Below are 15,046 nucleotides of genomic sequence, written 5' to 3' on the forward strand. Positions count from 1 at the left end.
TTTAAAATATGAAATTAGGTGTCTATTTAATTAATTTAGATTCAAGTACAGATCGTTTAGCCCAAGCTTCTGCTGAGTTAAAAAAACATAATATTGAATTTGAAAGAATTTCAGCTGTAGATGGTCGTAAGTTAGATGTTCAAACTTATGAGTCTTATAATAGCCAACAAGCCAATATGCTTATGGGGCGTGATTTATTAGGTGCTGAAATAGGATGTTACTTAAGTCACAAGCGATGTGTAGCCGAATTTTTAGCATCAGATTTTGACTTTATTATTGTTGTTGAAGATGACCTTGAGGTGATTTCTGATTTGGTCGCTACAGTTGAAAAAACTGTACAGTGGTTAGAGGAAAACCAAAAAGGTTGGTATTTAATAAATATTGGAAGTACTAAGCGAAAATTGAGTAAAAAGCTGCAACAGATTGATCATCATGATCTTTTAAAAGCATATTATTTCCCTGTTCTCACTCTAGGATTAGTCTGGTCACGTGAAGGTGCTCAAGCATTTCAGAATGATTTAGTCCAAATTAATGCCCCTATTGATGTTGCACTACAAAGTTGGTTAACAAGTTTAAGCAAAGGATATTCTATTTATCCTCCATTGGTTCAACCGAACGGTGCGGAAAGTGATATTGATGCTGTAAAGGTTAATTCAACTGCTACACGTCAGCGTGTAGGTAAGCGTTGGCCGCGTCAAAAAAGAATGTGGGGTAATAAGTTGAAGGCTTTAAAAAATAAAATTTGCTCAACATAAAGATTGTATAAAATATGAAAATTTTATTAATTAATTTAGATCAATCAAAAGATCGTTTAGCTCAACAGCAAGCCCAGTTTAATGACTTAGGTTTGGATTTTGAGCGTTTGTCAGCTGTTTCAATTTATGATTTTTCAGAAGAAGAATATAAAGAAATGGCCTTTAATAATCAGAGACCATTAAAACAATCAGAATTAGCGTGTTTTTTGAGTCATAAAAAGGCATGGGATTATATTGTTGAGCATAATGAGCCCTGTGTGGTTTTAGAAGATGATGCTATTTTAGTTAAAGATTTTAAAGACATATTAAATGATTTAAAAAAAATCACTGATATTGATTATGTGAATTTGGAAGTACATGGTCGGAAGAAAACAGTTGCAAAGAGGTTAACCTATTCTCTAGCAGATAATCATTATAATCTTTTTGAAATTTACATTGATCGAAGTGGAACAGGAGGGTATGTGTTATACCCAACTGGAGCTAAGATTTTATTAGATTTTATGGGTAAACGTGCAATAGGTTTGTCTGATGAATTCATTCATAGTTGTTATGAATTAAAAGCCTATCAAATTGAACCTGCTGCATTATTGCAAAGTGATAAATGCCCTGAATATCAAGTTTCATGTAAATATATTCATGAGTCAGTGATTGCACAGGTAAAGAATAAATTGAATTTTGATTTGACTGTAAATGAGAAATCAAAATTCAAAATGAGACGAATAAAGACCCAAATTAATTTAGGTCTCCGTCAATTGAAATATGTAGAATCTGGGGTAAAGAGAGAAATTTTGGTTGATCCAAATCGATTTTAATTAACCAAAAATCTTACCTTTCCATTTTGAAAACCAAGATTTTTTCGAAGCATTTGCAACGCTGTCATCTTCACCAAGATGGTGGCAGATTCCATTTTCAAGAAATAGGACGTAACGTTGTTGTGTGCGAAGCCAACGTGAAACGTGACGTTCTTTCTTAAATTCACTAAAGCCTTTAGGCATGCTTTTCCATAATTCAATAGAAGAAATATGGGGGTTGAATGTGAAGCCATGCCATTGATCATGCATGCTATCAAATCGGGCTAAGTTGAGCGGTGAAGACTTAATAAATTGAATTTTTGACTTTTGCTCTTCTGAGAAAGGGAAATCTGTCCATTTGCGAAAGCATAGTTGTGTTGCTTTTGGATGAGAGTTGAGAATTTCAATATATTTTTCAAATTCAATAGATTGATCGAAAAGCCAGTCATCTTCACAGTGAAAAATGTATTCAGTTTGTACTTTTGAATACATTTCATCGACGGCTCTATGATGACCTACTTGATTTGGAAGGTTGATGAGTAAACCTTCAGGGCAAAGTTCCTTAAAAACTTTGTTGGTTTCTTCATCACGAAAATCATTTATAGCAATAATTTGCTTAAATTCTGCTTTTGGAAGCAGATTATTTAAGGTTTGGCGTAGTAATTGAGGGCGTTTGCCAATGGTAAGACATAGCGTAATATTTTCAGTTTTCAATATTATTTATTCCGATATAATATTAGACGAAATATACAGGTGATTTTCCTATATTAGGGCATTGTATAGTTGATATTATTGTTTGAACTATAAGAATGTGCAAGGTTCTTATAAATTTTTGTAAGTCAAATTTTGATAAACCAAAGAGAAATTGATAAAAGATAAGTGTAAATGGTGTATTTGTGAACAGACAACAACCTTTTTTTTATATAATATTACCGACTTATAATCGGCCTGATTTAGTCTTGAGGTCAGTTATGTCAGTTATTAATCAAGAGTATGAAAATTATAAGTTAATAATTTTTAATGATGGATCATCTTCAAATTATAAAGAGTTGGAAGAACTAATTCTTAATAAAGAAAAAATAAACTATATTCAAAGTGAAAACGTTGGTGTAAATAAGCTTAGGAATATAATTTTAGATTCAATTTTTAATAAAAATGAAGTTACAGATAATTCATATTTTTTTACATTAAGTGATGATGATTATCTATCTAAAGATGCTTTATCTATAATATCTAAATATATTTCTCAGTATAAATCATCTTGGTATTGTTTTAATTGTGAGTCAAAGTCCAATCATATATTTAAAAATTATGATTTTATTGATTTCGAAACTATGTCATATAAAGAATTTAGTCAGGGTTATAAGGGAGATAAGCATTTTGTTTTTAAACTAAATGATATAAAACTTATAAGATTTCCAAGTTTATATTTTAAAAATGGATATGAACATATTTTTTATTATCAATTGCCCTTTAAAATTCAGATTATACCTAAAACTGTAAAAATTATAGAATACTATGATGATGGTCTTTCATTATCTGATTTATATGAAAAAAGTCACACTTTTTCTATACTTATAAAACAAATTAAATGTGCACCAAAAACATGGATTTTTTATAAGATGCTTTTAAGGCATATTTTTTTACCGAAAGATATTATAAAAAACCTGATATCTAAAGAAAGATATTATAAGATTAAGAGAAAGTTAGGTCTAAAGAGTAAGTAGTTTATCTAATATAAGGTCGTATTAGTTTTAGTCTTCCTAAACCTTTTATACCCCCACAAATACTGTTCTGGAGCAACATTAATCATGCGCTCCATTTCTTTATTTAAAGTATCGACGGAAAGCTGCAAATCTTTCGATAAAATATCATTTGATAATTCAGTCACGTAAATATCATAACCCGATAAATCTTCACGTCTTAAACAACTGAGTCCAACCACAGAGCATTGTGTTTTAGCCGCAAGTTTGGAAAGAAGCGTGGAAGATAGCGCATTTTGACCATAAAAATAAGAATAGATTCCACCAGATTCTTTCGGGACATGATCCGGTAAAATCGCAGAAAAACCACCCTGTTTGAGATGCTTAAATAAAGCACGCACACCAGAATCATCGGTCGGAACCAGTGTCGCATTCAGACGTTGCCGAGCTTCCAGCATAAAGCGATCGACATCTTCATTTTTGCTGGGCTTGTACATAATCACAGGGGAGGTATGTTGATTGACCCAGACATTCAACAGCTCCCACGTGCCAAAATGAGGCACTACCGCCAAGCAGCCATGCGGGTTTTTTAAAGCCTGAATAAATAAATCTGCACCATGCACATCTCGAATTAAAGACAATGCATAATCTGGTGATGAACCCCAAATCTTGACCGATTCCGCATAGGTCATACACTGACTTTTCAGGCTGCGTTTGCTTAAATCAGCGCGTTCAGATTCCGAAAGTTCAGGATAGGCAGAGGCCAGATTAATCTCAGTTACTCGGCGTGCAGAAGAATGGCTGAGATACAAAAGAGATCCAGCCAGTTGTGCAAGATTTTGAATAAATCTTAATGGAAATTTGGAGAAATTTTTGAGTAAGGTGTACATGCTATCCAGAGCGTCAGATTATAGGTCTTTATCTGGATTGCCCTTCAGCACCATATAAATCAAACCGACGAAAATCAGTAAGGCACCTAAAATACTGCTCAGGCAGAAATACACAATACGTTCATTGGTATCGAGGTTGAACAGGTTGTTGGCAAGGATATAACGCATGAACAGCCATTGAACCACTGAAAATACAATAAGCATAATGCTGCGATTACGAACTGCAGGACGCATAGCCATTGCGAATTACCTTAGATTAAAAACTATCGCTATTATGCCACTGTTCCAGAGTCGACTCAATCACACAAAAAAAGCCCCGCGCAAGGCAGGGCTTTTCACTTAAATCTTCAAGAATTATTCTTGAGATTCAGCTTTTGGTTTTTCACGTAAGCGAATACCAAGGTCACGCAGTTGGTTTGATTCAACTGGTGCCGGTGCTTGCGTCAATGGACATTCCGCAGTTTTGGTTTTCGGGAATGCGATCACGTCACGGATTGAAGATGCACCAGTCATCAACATTACCAGACGGTCAAGACCGAATGCCAAACCACCATGTGGAGGTGCGCCATAACGTAAAGCATTGAGCAAGAAGCTGAATTTCTCTTCCGCTTCTTCTTCATCAATGCCTAAAGCTTCAAAAATCGCTTTTTGCATTTCAAGGTTATGAATACGCAGCGAACCACCACCCACTTCAGTACCGTTCAATACCATATCGTAAGCAACAGAAAGTGCAGCACCCGGGTTGTTTTTCACCTCTTCAACGCTTGATTTCGGTAGCGTGAATGGGTGATGCACAGAGGTCCATTTGCCATCGTCAGTTTCTTCGAACATCGGGAAGTCAACGACCCAAAGCGGTGCCCACTCACATGTTGCCAATTTCATGTCATGACCGACTTTGATACGTAAAGCACCCATTGCATCATTGACGATTTTGGCTTTGTCCGCACCGAAGAATACGATGTCGCCATTTTCAGCGCCCACACGTTTCAACAGGTCCAGCACGATTGGCTCGATGAATTTCACGATTGGAGACTGAAGACCTTCGATGCCTTTTTCAAGTTCGTTGACTTTGATATAAGCCAACCCTTTTGCACCGTAGATACCGACAAATTTGGTGTATTCATCAATCTGGCTACGTGGCAATGAGCCTGCACCCGGTACGCGAAGCGCAACGATACGACCTTTAGGATCTTTAGCAGGACCTGCGAATACTTTGAACTCAACGTCTTGCATCATGTCTGCAACGTCAACCAGTTTCAAAGGAATACGCATATCCGGTTTATCAGATGCATAGTCACGCATTGCATCGGCATAAGTCATACGTGGGAATTTGTCGAATTCAACATTTAAAAGTTCTTTGAACATTTTAACTGTCAAGGTTTCCATCAAATCCATAATGTCATCGTCACTCATGAACGATGTTTCAACGTCAATCTGGGTAAATTCTGGCTGACGATCTGCACGCAGGTCTTCGTCACGGAAACATTTTGCGATTTGGTAGTAACGATCGATACCGCCGACCATCAACAACTGTTTGAATAGCTGTGGAGATTGTGGCAGTGCATAGAAGCTACCGTTTGATACACGGCTTGGTACCAAATAGTCACGCGCGCCTTCTGGGGTTGCACGGGTCAAGATCGGCGTTTCAACGTCTAGGAAACCATTGTCTTCGAAGTAGTTACGAATCAGGTTGGTCAATTTAGAACGGAAACGTAGGCGATCTAACATTTCTGGACGACGGATGTCCAAGAAACGGTATTTCAAACGAATTTCTTCAGAAATATTGGTGTTTTCGTCATTCAAAGGGAATGGCGGAGTGTCTGACTGAGCAAGAACTTCAATTTCTTTACCCAAGACTTCGATCTGACCGCTCACCATATTGGCATTTTCTGTGCCTTCATAACGGCGACGTACACGGCCTGTAATTTTTAATACGAATTCTGAACGTACTTTGTCCGCAGTTGCGAATGCTTCAGGGGTATCCGGGTCAATAACCACTTGAACAAGACCATCACGGTCACGCATGTCAAGGAAGATTACACCACCGTGGTCACGGCGACGGTGTACCCAACCGCATAATGTTACGGTTTGGTCAATTTGAGCTTCGGTTAAAGAACCGCAGTAATGAGTTCGCATCATAGCGTTAGAAATCCAACTATATGGGTTAAGGTCAGCGAATACGTAAACAGCGTACCGCTTTGAGTAAAGGTAGGATTATGCCTCTTTGGGCATGTTGTCACAAGAACTTGGGTCAAAAACAATATCATTTTAAAGTGAATGAGATAAAAGCCAGCACTTTGCTTAGCCCATCCGGCGGTCGCGATCCAAAAATAAAAACAGCAAACAGCCCAGACTAAAGGTGATCAGAAAACCCTGGCTGAATTGATTGATGGAACGGCCGGTAAAATAGTACAGATCGGATTGCCAGACTTCTGTAGAGATATAACGTGCATAATCCCAGACTGAAAATAGGCCAGTGAATATCGAAAACAGCAATAATCCGCAGGCATAAGCTTTGATTTTCAGGTTCACTGCCAGATATTGCTGATGTTTTTTATAGTAATGCACGCTCATCCACAGCATAAACGGTAAGGCCAGAAAGGAAGTGCCGATTTGTAAAATTCGATGCAGCGGATAACTGTGTCCAAAAAGCTGAAATGGTCGTGCTAGAAAATCATGAAAAGCAAAAGTACGAAAGTCTACATGAGTCAAACCATCCCAGATTAAATGCGTGGCAGTACCGATGATCACCGCCAGACAAACTGCCAGAAAAAACTTGAATGCTGAAATGAGAGTGTGAATATTTAGATCATGCTGAATTCCGACAAAGCGGTAAATGGCTGGCCGATATAGAGCATACCAGATTGCACAAAAGCCCAATCCGATCCACAGGTCCGGATGAATCAGCGAGGACCATAAATGCGTAACATTCGAATTGCTGGAACTAAACAGACGATGTAAATCGGGCACCATACAGCCAATTGCCAATGCAGCAATCGGAAGCCGGTTTCCGCTTAAACGTGAAAGAGGTGGCGCAAGTACAGCATGAGACAGGGTAAAGGGCATAAAAGTTTTTTTAAAGATGAAAATAACCAGAAAACACATTTTAATAAAATATGCGAAGGATTATCGTAAAGGATTGCAAAAATAATGAAATGTTATATTATAACATTCATCCAAAATGGTGAATTTGAGCTTCAGTCATGTCCTTCCCTAAGAATCTAATAACACTTTCAATTTTTGCTGTAGCTGCCCCTACAGTTTTTGCAGAACAGACCTCATCTTTCATTCCCGTGCAGACCATGGACACCATTCAGGTGCAAGCTCATCCACTGGTGCAAACTGCAGCGGACTTTGCGGTAGCGGATCATGTTGTAGATCAGAAAGCCTTGTCTGAACGTGCAACCACCATTGGAGATGCATTGGCAGATGAACTGGGCGTATATTCTAACCAGTTTGGTACGGGGGCCAGCCGTCCGGTGATTCGTGGGCAAGATGGGCCACGTGTCAAAGTCTTGCAGCATGCTTCAGAGACAGCCGATGTTTCCACGTTATCTCCAGATCACGCCGTCACCGTCGATCCGATTTTGGCGAAACAGGTCGAAGTGATTCGTGGGCCATCGACGTTGCTCTATGCAGCAGGAACAGTGGGTGGTCTGGTCAATGTCACCGATCAGAAAATTCCAACGCAAATGCCTGAAGATGGTCTGGAAGGTACAGTCGGTCTGCGCTATAACACCGGTAGTGATGAGAAACTGGCCAGTGCAGGAATTACGGCTGGAATTGGTGAAAATTTTGCTTTGCGTGTAGAAGGCTCAAAACGTAAGGCCAATGATTATATTGCCCCTGGTTATTTTGATACGCATACCCACAAAGAAGAGCATGTTGAAGATAATGGTGAGATTCATATACATGAGCATGAACATAGTGTAAAAAAACGCCGTGTAGACAATACCTTTGCCGAAGGGCAAACGGTGAATATTGGTGGATCATGGATCCATGACCGTGGTTTTGTCGGCTTATCTTATAGTAACCGCCAAGACCAATATGGTCTGCCAGGACACAGCCATGAATATCATGGCTGTGAAATTCATGGCGATCATTTTCACTGTCCAAAACCGGGCGAAGATGAGCATGATCATGAAGAAACAGCGGGGCCGTGGGTAGATTTAAACTCTGAGCGTTATGATGTTCGTACCGAGCTAGAACAACCTTTTGCCGGTTTTGACAAGTTGCGTGCGCATGCCAGCTTTACCGATTATGAACATGATGAACTGGAAGAAAATGCAGTCATCAGCAACTTTAAAAGTAAGGGTTATGATGGACGTTTAGAGCTGGTGCATGTTCCTGTTGCAGGTTGGGAAGGTGTCATTGGCACCCAGCTTTCACAGCAGAAAATTAATTTATCGGCTCCAGAATCGCATAGTCATGCAGAACACGATCATGAAGGACATGAGCACGATCATAGTGAGCATGCGGATCATAATCATGATGTGTTAATGGCAGATACCAAAACCCAAAAATACAGCCTTTTTGCTTTAGAACATAAGCAGTTCGGCGATGTTCATGTTGAACTTGGAGCACGTGTCGATCATCAAAAAGTAAAAGTAGATTCGGAGCAGAAAGATTATTCAGGTACGGGTGTTTCTGCATCTGCGGCTGCGAATTGGGAGTTTGCACCGAATTACAAACTGTCTGTAGTGGGATCACATCAACAGCGTTTGCCTCTAGCGCAAGAGCTGTATGCTGATGGTCTGCATTTTGCGACCAATACCTATGAATTGGGGAATCCTGATCTTGATAAAGAAAGGTCAAATAATCTTGAATTAGGTCTGCACTATGCAGGGGATAAACTGGATTACCATGTGCATGTCTATCACAACTGGTTTGATGATTATATTTATGGCGAAACGGTAGCGCAGAAAGGTAATTTGCGCGGCGTGCAATATACCCAAGACCAGGCCAGATTCTATGGCACTGAGGCTCAAGCCGGTTATCAGATCAATGATATGTACAAGCTGAGTGTCTTTGGCGATTACGTGCGTGGCAAAATTGAAGCTGAGAATGCACCACGTATTCCTGCCGGTCGCTTAGGCAGCAAAGTGGAAGCAGATTTTGCCGATGGCTGGTCAGGTCTGGCTGAATATTATCATGTCTTCAATCAGGACAAGATTGCCAGTTATGAAGAGGAAGCCCAAGGCTACAACATGGTCAATCTGGGCTTAAGCTATACCAATACCCTTGCAGATAACAATGCTTATCGGGTGTATTTCAAGGCCAATAACCTGCTCGATGATCAGGTCTATTCCCATACTTCATTCCTGTCGAATATTCCGCAAGTCGGTCGTAACTTTAGCGTCGGTGTGCAGTATGATTTCTAAAGTAGTGATGAAATAACTGACCAAATCAAAGAGATGTCACTGAAATTGACTTGAAAAATCATCTGATAAAACCTAGCCTGAGCATATTGGGTTAGGTTTTTTCTTATGCGTATCTTTCAACGAATTCACAATAAACTGAACTGGTCAAATCGCCGTTATGCGGCATTGATTATCAGTCTACTGGCGGTCAGTTATCTGGCATCTGCTGTTTATCATACTTATAAGCCTTTACCAGAAGGTCTGAATTACACCGGCAAGCTGCGCCATGCCGAAGTCAAGTTTCTGGCCGATCGGACTTATCTGGATGCACAAGGAAAACAGCACTTAGATCATCGTATTTTTAATGAAATGCTGAAGATGATTGAAGAGGCCAAATCACTGATTGTGCTGGATCTGTTTTTATTTAATCAGCAAACCGGTGCCTCGACACAGGAACATCAGGCATTGAGTCAACAGTTGAGCGATGCCTTAATCAGTAAACGTCTGCTGCAACCGCAAGTTGAAATCAAGTTCATTACCGATCCGATCAATTCAGTCTATGGCGGAATTCAGTCCGAGCAGTATCGCAAGTTACGTCAGCATGGTATCGATGTAATTGAAACCAATCTGATCCCTTTGCGGGCGTCCAATCCGAGCTGGTCGGGGTTCTGGTATTTATGTTGCCAGGGCATTGGTAATAATCCGGAAAAAGGCTGGTTGCCGAATCCATTTGGCCCAGAAAAAATTACTCTGCGCAGTTATTTTGATTTATTTAACTTTAAAGCCAATCATCGTAAAACCTTGGTGGTAGACACCGATCAGGGCTGGAAAGCGCTGGTCACCTCCATGAATCCGCATGATGGGAGTTCGCGGCATTCCAATATCGGTTTATTGGTCTGGGGAACCACAGCCGTGGATATTCTGAGAACAGAACAATCGGTCGGCATCATGTCACAGGCCAATATGCCAGCCATTATCGCGGGCGATTTTCAGGCAGAAAATACCCAGCCACAAGTTCAGGTACTGACGGAAAAAGCCATTTATGATGCGACTTTAAATCTGATTCAGACGGCGAAAGAAAATGAACAGATTGATCTGGCCATGTTTTATCTGTCCGAGCGCAAGATTATTAAAAGTCTGATCGCGGCGCATGAACGCGGGGTTAAGGTTCGGGTTTTACTCGATCCCAATAAAGATGCCTTTGGCCGTGAGAAAAACGGGATTCCAAACCGGCAGGTGGCTTCGGAACTGCACAAGGCAGGCATTGATGTACGCTGGTGCAATACCCAGGGTGAGCAATGTCATAGCAAAATATTGATGAAGCGTAATGCTCAGCAGGCTGAAATGATTTTAGGCTCGGCCAATTTCACCGCACGCAATCTGAAAAACTATAATCTGGAAACCAATATGCGCGTGCTGGGTCAGCATCAGGCAGAAGTGTTTAAAGATGCCCAACAATATTTTGATGGTGCATGGTCAAATCTGAATGGCCGTGTGATGAGTGTGGACTATAGACAATATGAAGACAATTCATGGTCTAAATATTGGCTGTACCGCTTTATGGAATGGAGCGGCTGGTCGACGTTTTAGCATCTCTAATAATCTCCCTAAATCCCTCTTTTGAAAAGAGGGACTTTACCTCCCTTTTTTAAAGGGAGGGTAGGAGGGATTTTTTAAGGCTCCGGATTCGGTGGAACCAGTTCATCCAGTTCTTTATCGGACAATGCTTCAAGTTCAGCAAGATCCGTTTTAATTTTCCATTGCTCTTCATGGTCGACCGGATTGGGTAAACGCGCTTCTAGCCAGTCACAGACTACATCTGGCGGGAAATCGGCATGATTACATTGAATCACCCAAGACAAGAAATCTTTGGCGACACCATTCATATACGGTGGTGGCGATACTGGCAGGAACTGAGTCGGAAGACGTTCATTTTTAGAAATATAATTCAGGACATGACCTAGTTCCTGTACGGTCTGCCAAGCCAGCGGATGATCTACATTGATCTGAAATTTAAACCACCATGCCTGTTTGCCATCTGAACCATAGCTATCAATCCGTTCTTTTTGAACACTCGGCACTTTAGAAAAATATTCATGTAAACGATCGAAATTTAAATCAGACACAGTATTCAACTCGAAACATTAAAAAAGTGATTTTAGCATAAAGCAGTCGCCTGCCGATGGGCCTGCTAGATTGAAAATACGCAGGCACATTACAAAAAATTGCAGGGTCAGTAAGCTTATTCATATTTTCTGCATTTATTTTGTTTAAAATATAGACAAGTGATTGAGAGGAAGCTCAAATGAAAATAGTGTTATTGAGTGCAATATTTGCTGCATTGCTATTGGGGGCTTCTGCACAGACGATGGCCGGAAACGCTTGGGGTGGATATACAGGGGTTGAACGTTCTAAACCGAATTACCGCGCTGCACCATCACGCTCTTATGATCCACCACGGCACTCTTATCCGCAGCGTCCGATGCCACCTAGACCACATTACCCGCAACGACCGACCCATTGGGGTTATCCGCCTGCTCAAAGTCAAAGTGGTCTCAATATCCAGTATCAGGCGCCGACCACCATTTATCAAAATTCCAATAGCTATAGCTGGGTGAATGGCGATCCGAATGTGGCTCGAATTGAAAGTTCAAGATATAGCGTTATCAGTGACTGGCAGCGTCTGGGCTTACCTGCACCACCGCGTGGCAGTTACTGGATTTATGAAAATGGACGTTATGTGCTGGTGCCGAATCGTTAAGTTAAAAATCCCCCTTTATTCAAGGGGGATTTTTTATATCAAGCCAACTCATCATCTTCCGGACGAGGCGTTTTGCCTTGTGGCACTGGTTTCTCGCTGTGTTTGTCACGAATCACCGATGGGTAGGTCCATGACGCATAGCGCACCACTAAAATGGCAAATGCCATAATCAGGATCGAACCGGTAATAATCACCAGATCCATACTGGCTTTATGCGTGTGCTGAATGTCCGCAATGAGCAAGCGGGTCAGTGCGGTAATGGCAATATAAATCAGGAAGCGTACCGGCATATGATTGGTTTTAAAATAGATCCCAACCATGGCACCGAGTTCGAGATAGATGAACAGTAAAAGAATATCGTCAATGGTGGCGAACTGTTTAACGGTTAGAATGTCGACGACGGTATGACCGGCAGACCAGATCACCATACAGCCAATTACAAACAGGGCAATATAATGAAAACTTTCTACAGCAAGATTACCAAAACGGTCGAGGAGGGCTTCAAGTTTTTCAACTTTGGGATGGGGTTTCGGCATAAGATCTTCCTGATTTTTATTTGATATAAACGATACTTAGAGAATAACCTGCAAAAATTATGCACAGAATGATTGGATGAAAAATAAAGATTAAATTATTTGAACTTTTGCGCTTTTTTTAGACTAAATTGCTATATTGTATGGGTGGTACATTGAATAAATAGGAGAAAAAAGTGTTAGATAAAATTCAAACAAAAATTGACCAATTAGAAGCCGGAAAAAAATTAATCCTCGGCGTAGGCATTAAGGCTGAAGATATGCAAAAGGTGGTGGAACTCTGCGAGTCTTTAGAGTCAGAGGGGAATATCAAAATTGTGAATAAACATCTGAATCCGAAAAGCAATAATCAACCGGATTCTTTAATGATTCAGAAAGTTTAAGTTTCGAATTGTAATAAAAACGCCTGCATCAAGCAGGCGTTTTTGATTATGGCTGTTTCAGCTTAAGCTTGAGTCGTGAAGTAATCTTCAGAGAAGTTCATGATCAGGTCAGAACCTGATTTTACTTTGGTGATGCGTAGAGCCAGCTCAGGCAGAATGCGTTGCACAAAATAATTCGCCAAAGCCAGTTTGTTTTGATAGAACTCGCCCTCTTTATTTTTCGCAGCATTGGCAATACGTGCGAACATATACGAGAAGCTGAGCAGACCGACAGCGTGCAGATAGTCGACCGCGGTCGAGTTCGGGAAATCATGACTTTCTCTTGCTGCTTCCAGAATAAACTGAGTCACCGATTCGACTTCAGTCGCTGCATCCAAAGTGGCGTCTTTAATGAAGTTTAGGTCTGCATCCAGACTGTTGGCAAAGTCACGGATTTCAGAGATATATTCAGAGATATATTCACCGCCACATTTAATGGTTTTACGACCGATTAAATCTTGTGACTGTACGCCGTTGGTGCCTTCATAGATCTGGGAAATACGCAGGTCACGGATACATTGTTCCACGCCCCATTCACGGATATAGCCATGACCACCAAACACCATTTGCGCATCTAATGTTGCCTGGAAGGCAGTATCGGTTAAATAGGCTTTTGCGATTGGCGTGAGTAGTGCCACGCGGTCATTGGCTTTTTTCACCGCTTCTGGATCGGTAGAGAACTTGGTAATGTCCAGTTGCTGACCGACATAGACTGCAAAGGCACGAGACGCTTCATTGTTGGCACGTACATTCAGCAGCATACGGCGTACATCACCATGCACCAGAATACTGTCCGCCGGTTTGCTTGGTGATTGAACACCAGCCGCACTGCGACCCTGTAAACGATCGGTCGCGTATTGTGCAGCATTTTGATAAGCAAATTCAGAAGCACCTAAGCCCTGAATTCCCATGGACAGGCGTTCGTAGTTCATCATCACGAACATCGCAGCCAGACCTTCGTTTTCTTTACCAACCAGATAACCTTTAGCGCCATCAAAATTCATGACACAGGTCGCAGAAGCTTTAATGCCCATTTTGTGTTCGATAGAACCTGGCCCTACAGGATTGCGTTCGCCAACAGAACCATCTTCATTGACCAGGAATTTCGGTACGATGAACAGGGAAATACCACGTGAACCCGCAGGTGCATCTGGTGTTTTGGCCAGAACTAAATGAATGATGTTTTCCGCCAGATCATGATCACCACCAGTGATGAAAATCTTGGTGCCGGTGATGCTATAGCTACCATCTTCATTGCGTTCAGCTTTGGTTTTGATAATCCCCAGATCTGTACCGGCATGCGGCTCGGTTAAGCACATGGTGCCTGACCATTCACCCGAATAAATTTTAGGTAAATAGGTTTGTTTTTGCGCTTGTGAAGCATAGCTGTTTAAGGCCATACCTGCACCGACAGACAGCAGCGGATACAGCATGAAAGATGGGTTGGTGGCAAACAGCATTTCATCAGAAAGTACCGTTAGCATTTTCGGCATTTCCTGGCCGCCCCATTCGGTATCTGCGCCCAACCCGATCCAGCCGCCTTCGGCATATTGTTTAAAGGCTTCTTTAAAGCCAGCAGGGGTAGTCACATTGCCATTTTCATATTTTGCGCCTTCTTCATCACCGCTACGGTTGAGTGGCAGGGTCACATTTTGCGCAAATTTCGCCATTTCTTCCAGAATGGCTTCTGCTGTTGCAGCATCGAGGTGCGCTAAATTTTCATTGGCTTGCCAGAATTGTTCTGCATTAAAGACATCGTTGAGGATGAATTTCATATCGGCAAGTGGCGCGTTATAAATTGGCATGGTGTGTCACCTGTTTATTGTTTGAT

The 15,046-nt window shown here is 41.1% G+C and carries 15 protein-coding genes; 7 read left to right on the forward strand and 8 right to left on the reverse strand.

Features of this window, described 5'->3' with window-relative positions; genetic code table 11:
* Nucleotides 1-8 precede the first annotated feature (8 nt).
* Together FTU42_RS02255 and FTU42_RS02260 are read left to right on the forward strand one after the other, a co-directional pair.
* The gene (locus tag FTU42_RS02255) at nucleotides 9-755 is read left to right on the forward strand and encodes a glycosyltransferase family 25 protein (RefSeq protein WP_180082971.1); all 747 of its coding nucleotides are present in this window, start codon (nucleotides 9-11) and stop codon (nucleotides 753-755) included.
* Nucleotides 756-769: 14 nt separating this feature from the next.
* On the forward strand, nucleotides 770-1,567 hold the full coding sequence (locus FTU42_RS02260) for a glycosyltransferase family 25 protein (RefSeq protein ID WP_180082972.1): 798 nt from the start codon (nucleotides 770-772) through the stop codon (nucleotides 1,565-1,567).
* Here FTU42_RS02260 and FTU42_RS02265 read toward each other — a convergent pair whose 3' ends face one another.
* The gene (locus FTU42_RS02265) at nucleotides 1,568-2,260 is read right to left on the reverse strand and encodes a glycosyltransferase (protein ID WP_180082973.1); all 693 of its coding nucleotides are present in this window, start codon (nucleotides 2,258-2,260) and stop codon (nucleotides 1,568-1,570) included.
* A gap of 182 nt (nucleotides 2,261-2,442) precedes the next feature.
* On the opposite strand from FTU42_RS02265, the gene FTU42_RS02270 reads away from it, so the two are divergent.
* Nucleotides 2,443-3,273 carry a glycosyltransferase gene (locus FTU42_RS02270; protein ID WP_180082974.1) on the forward strand — a complete coding sequence of 277 codons (831 nt, stop codon included), beginning with the start codon at nucleotides 2,443-2,445 and terminating at the stop codon, nucleotides 3,271-3,273.
* 5 nt (nucleotides 3,274-3,278) lie between these two features.
* On the opposite strand, the gene FTU42_RS02275 is transcribed toward FTU42_RS02270, so the two are convergent.
* From FTU42_RS02275 to FTU42_RS02290, 4 genes are all read right to left on the reverse strand, one after another.
* Nucleotides 3,279-4,139 carry a lysophospholipid acyltransferase family protein gene (locus FTU42_RS02275; protein WP_180082975.1) on the reverse strand — a complete coding sequence of 287 codons (861 nt, stop codon included), beginning with the start codon at nucleotides 4,137-4,139 and terminating at the stop codon, nucleotides 3,279-3,281.
* Nucleotides 4,140-4,157: 18 nt separating this feature from the next.
* Nucleotides 4,158-4,379 (reverse strand): hypothetical protein, encoded by a 222-nt coding sequence (locus tag FTU42_RS02280; protein ID WP_004733007.1) that lies wholly within the window; start codon nucleotides 4,377-4,379, stop codon nucleotides 4,158-4,160.
* Between the two features lie 114 nt (nucleotides 4,380-4,493).
* Entirely contained in the window at nucleotides 4,494-6,278 is a 1,785-nt protein-coding gene (aspS, locus tag FTU42_RS02285) for an aspartate--tRNA ligase (RefSeq protein ID WP_159138709.1), read from the reverse strand.
* A 162-nt stretch (nucleotides 6,279-6,440) separates the two neighbouring features.
* Entirely contained in the window at nucleotides 6,441-7,205 is a 765-nt protein-coding gene (locus FTU42_RS02290) for a DUF4184 family protein (RefSeq protein ID WP_034609136.1), read from the reverse strand.
* Between the two features lie 137 nt (nucleotides 7,206-7,342).
* Here FTU42_RS02290 and znuD point away from each other — a divergent pair, with 137 nt between their 5' ends.
* Together znuD and FTU42_RS02300 are read left to right on the forward strand one after the other, a co-directional pair.
* Nucleotides 7,343-9,520 (forward strand): zinc piracy TonB-dependent receptor ZnuD, encoded by a 2,178-nt coding sequence (gene znuD / locus FTU42_RS02295; RefSeq protein ID WP_180082976.1) that lies wholly within the window; start codon nucleotides 7,343-7,345, stop codon nucleotides 9,518-9,520.
* A gap of 105 nt (nucleotides 9,521-9,625) precedes the next feature.
* A complete protein-coding gene (locus FTU42_RS02300; RefSeq protein WP_100329215.1) occupies nucleotides 9,626-11,089 on the forward strand; it encodes a phospholipase D-like domain-containing protein in 1,464 nt (487 codons plus the stop codon).
* Between the two features lie 83 nt (nucleotides 11,090-11,172).
* Here the strand turns inward: FTU42_RS02300 and FTU42_RS02305 are convergent, their stop codons facing one another.
* A complete protein-coding gene (locus tag FTU42_RS02305) occupies nucleotides 11,173-11,625 on the reverse strand; it encodes a hypothetical protein (RefSeq protein ID WP_074384053.1) in 453 nt (150 codons plus the stop codon).
* Between the two features lie 179 nt (nucleotides 11,626-11,804).
* On the opposite strand from FTU42_RS02305, the gene FTU42_RS02310 reads away from it, so the two are divergent.
* Nucleotides 11,805-12,260: an RcnB family protein gene (locus FTU42_RS02310; RefSeq protein WP_005095740.1), complete on the forward strand. Its 456-nt coding sequence runs from the start codon at nucleotides 11,805-11,807 to the stop codon at nucleotides 12,258-12,260.
* Between the two features lie 38 nt (nucleotides 12,261-12,298).
* Here the strand turns inward: FTU42_RS02310 and FTU42_RS02315 are convergent, their stop codons facing one another.
* Nucleotides 12,299-12,796: a phosphate-starvation-inducible protein PsiE gene (locus tag FTU42_RS02315; protein WP_005172599.1), complete on the reverse strand. Its 498-nt coding sequence runs from the start codon at nucleotides 12,794-12,796 to the stop codon at nucleotides 12,299-12,301.
* A 173-nt stretch (nucleotides 12,797-12,969) separates the two neighbouring features.
* On the opposite strand from FTU42_RS02315, the gene FTU42_RS02320 reads away from it, so the two are divergent.
* Nucleotides 12,970-13,176: a hypothetical protein gene (locus FTU42_RS02320; RefSeq protein ID WP_005095746.1), complete on the forward strand. Its 207-nt coding sequence runs from the start codon at nucleotides 12,970-12,972 to the stop codon at nucleotides 13,174-13,176.
* 62 nt (nucleotides 13,177-13,238) lie between these two features.
* On the opposite strand, the gene FTU42_RS02325 is transcribed toward FTU42_RS02320, so the two are convergent.
* A complete protein-coding gene (locus FTU42_RS02325) occupies nucleotides 13,239-15,020 on the reverse strand; it encodes an acyl-CoA dehydrogenase C-terminal domain-containing protein (protein WP_159138712.1) in 1,782 nt (593 codons plus the stop codon).
* Between the last annotated feature and the right edge of the window lie 26 nt (nucleotides 15,021-15,046).

Source organism: Acinetobacter sp. YH12102, from assembly GCF_013419125.1.
GTDB classification, from domain to species: domain Bacteria; phylum Pseudomonadota; class Gammaproteobacteria; order Pseudomonadales; family Moraxellaceae; genus Acinetobacter; species Acinetobacter pseudolwoffii.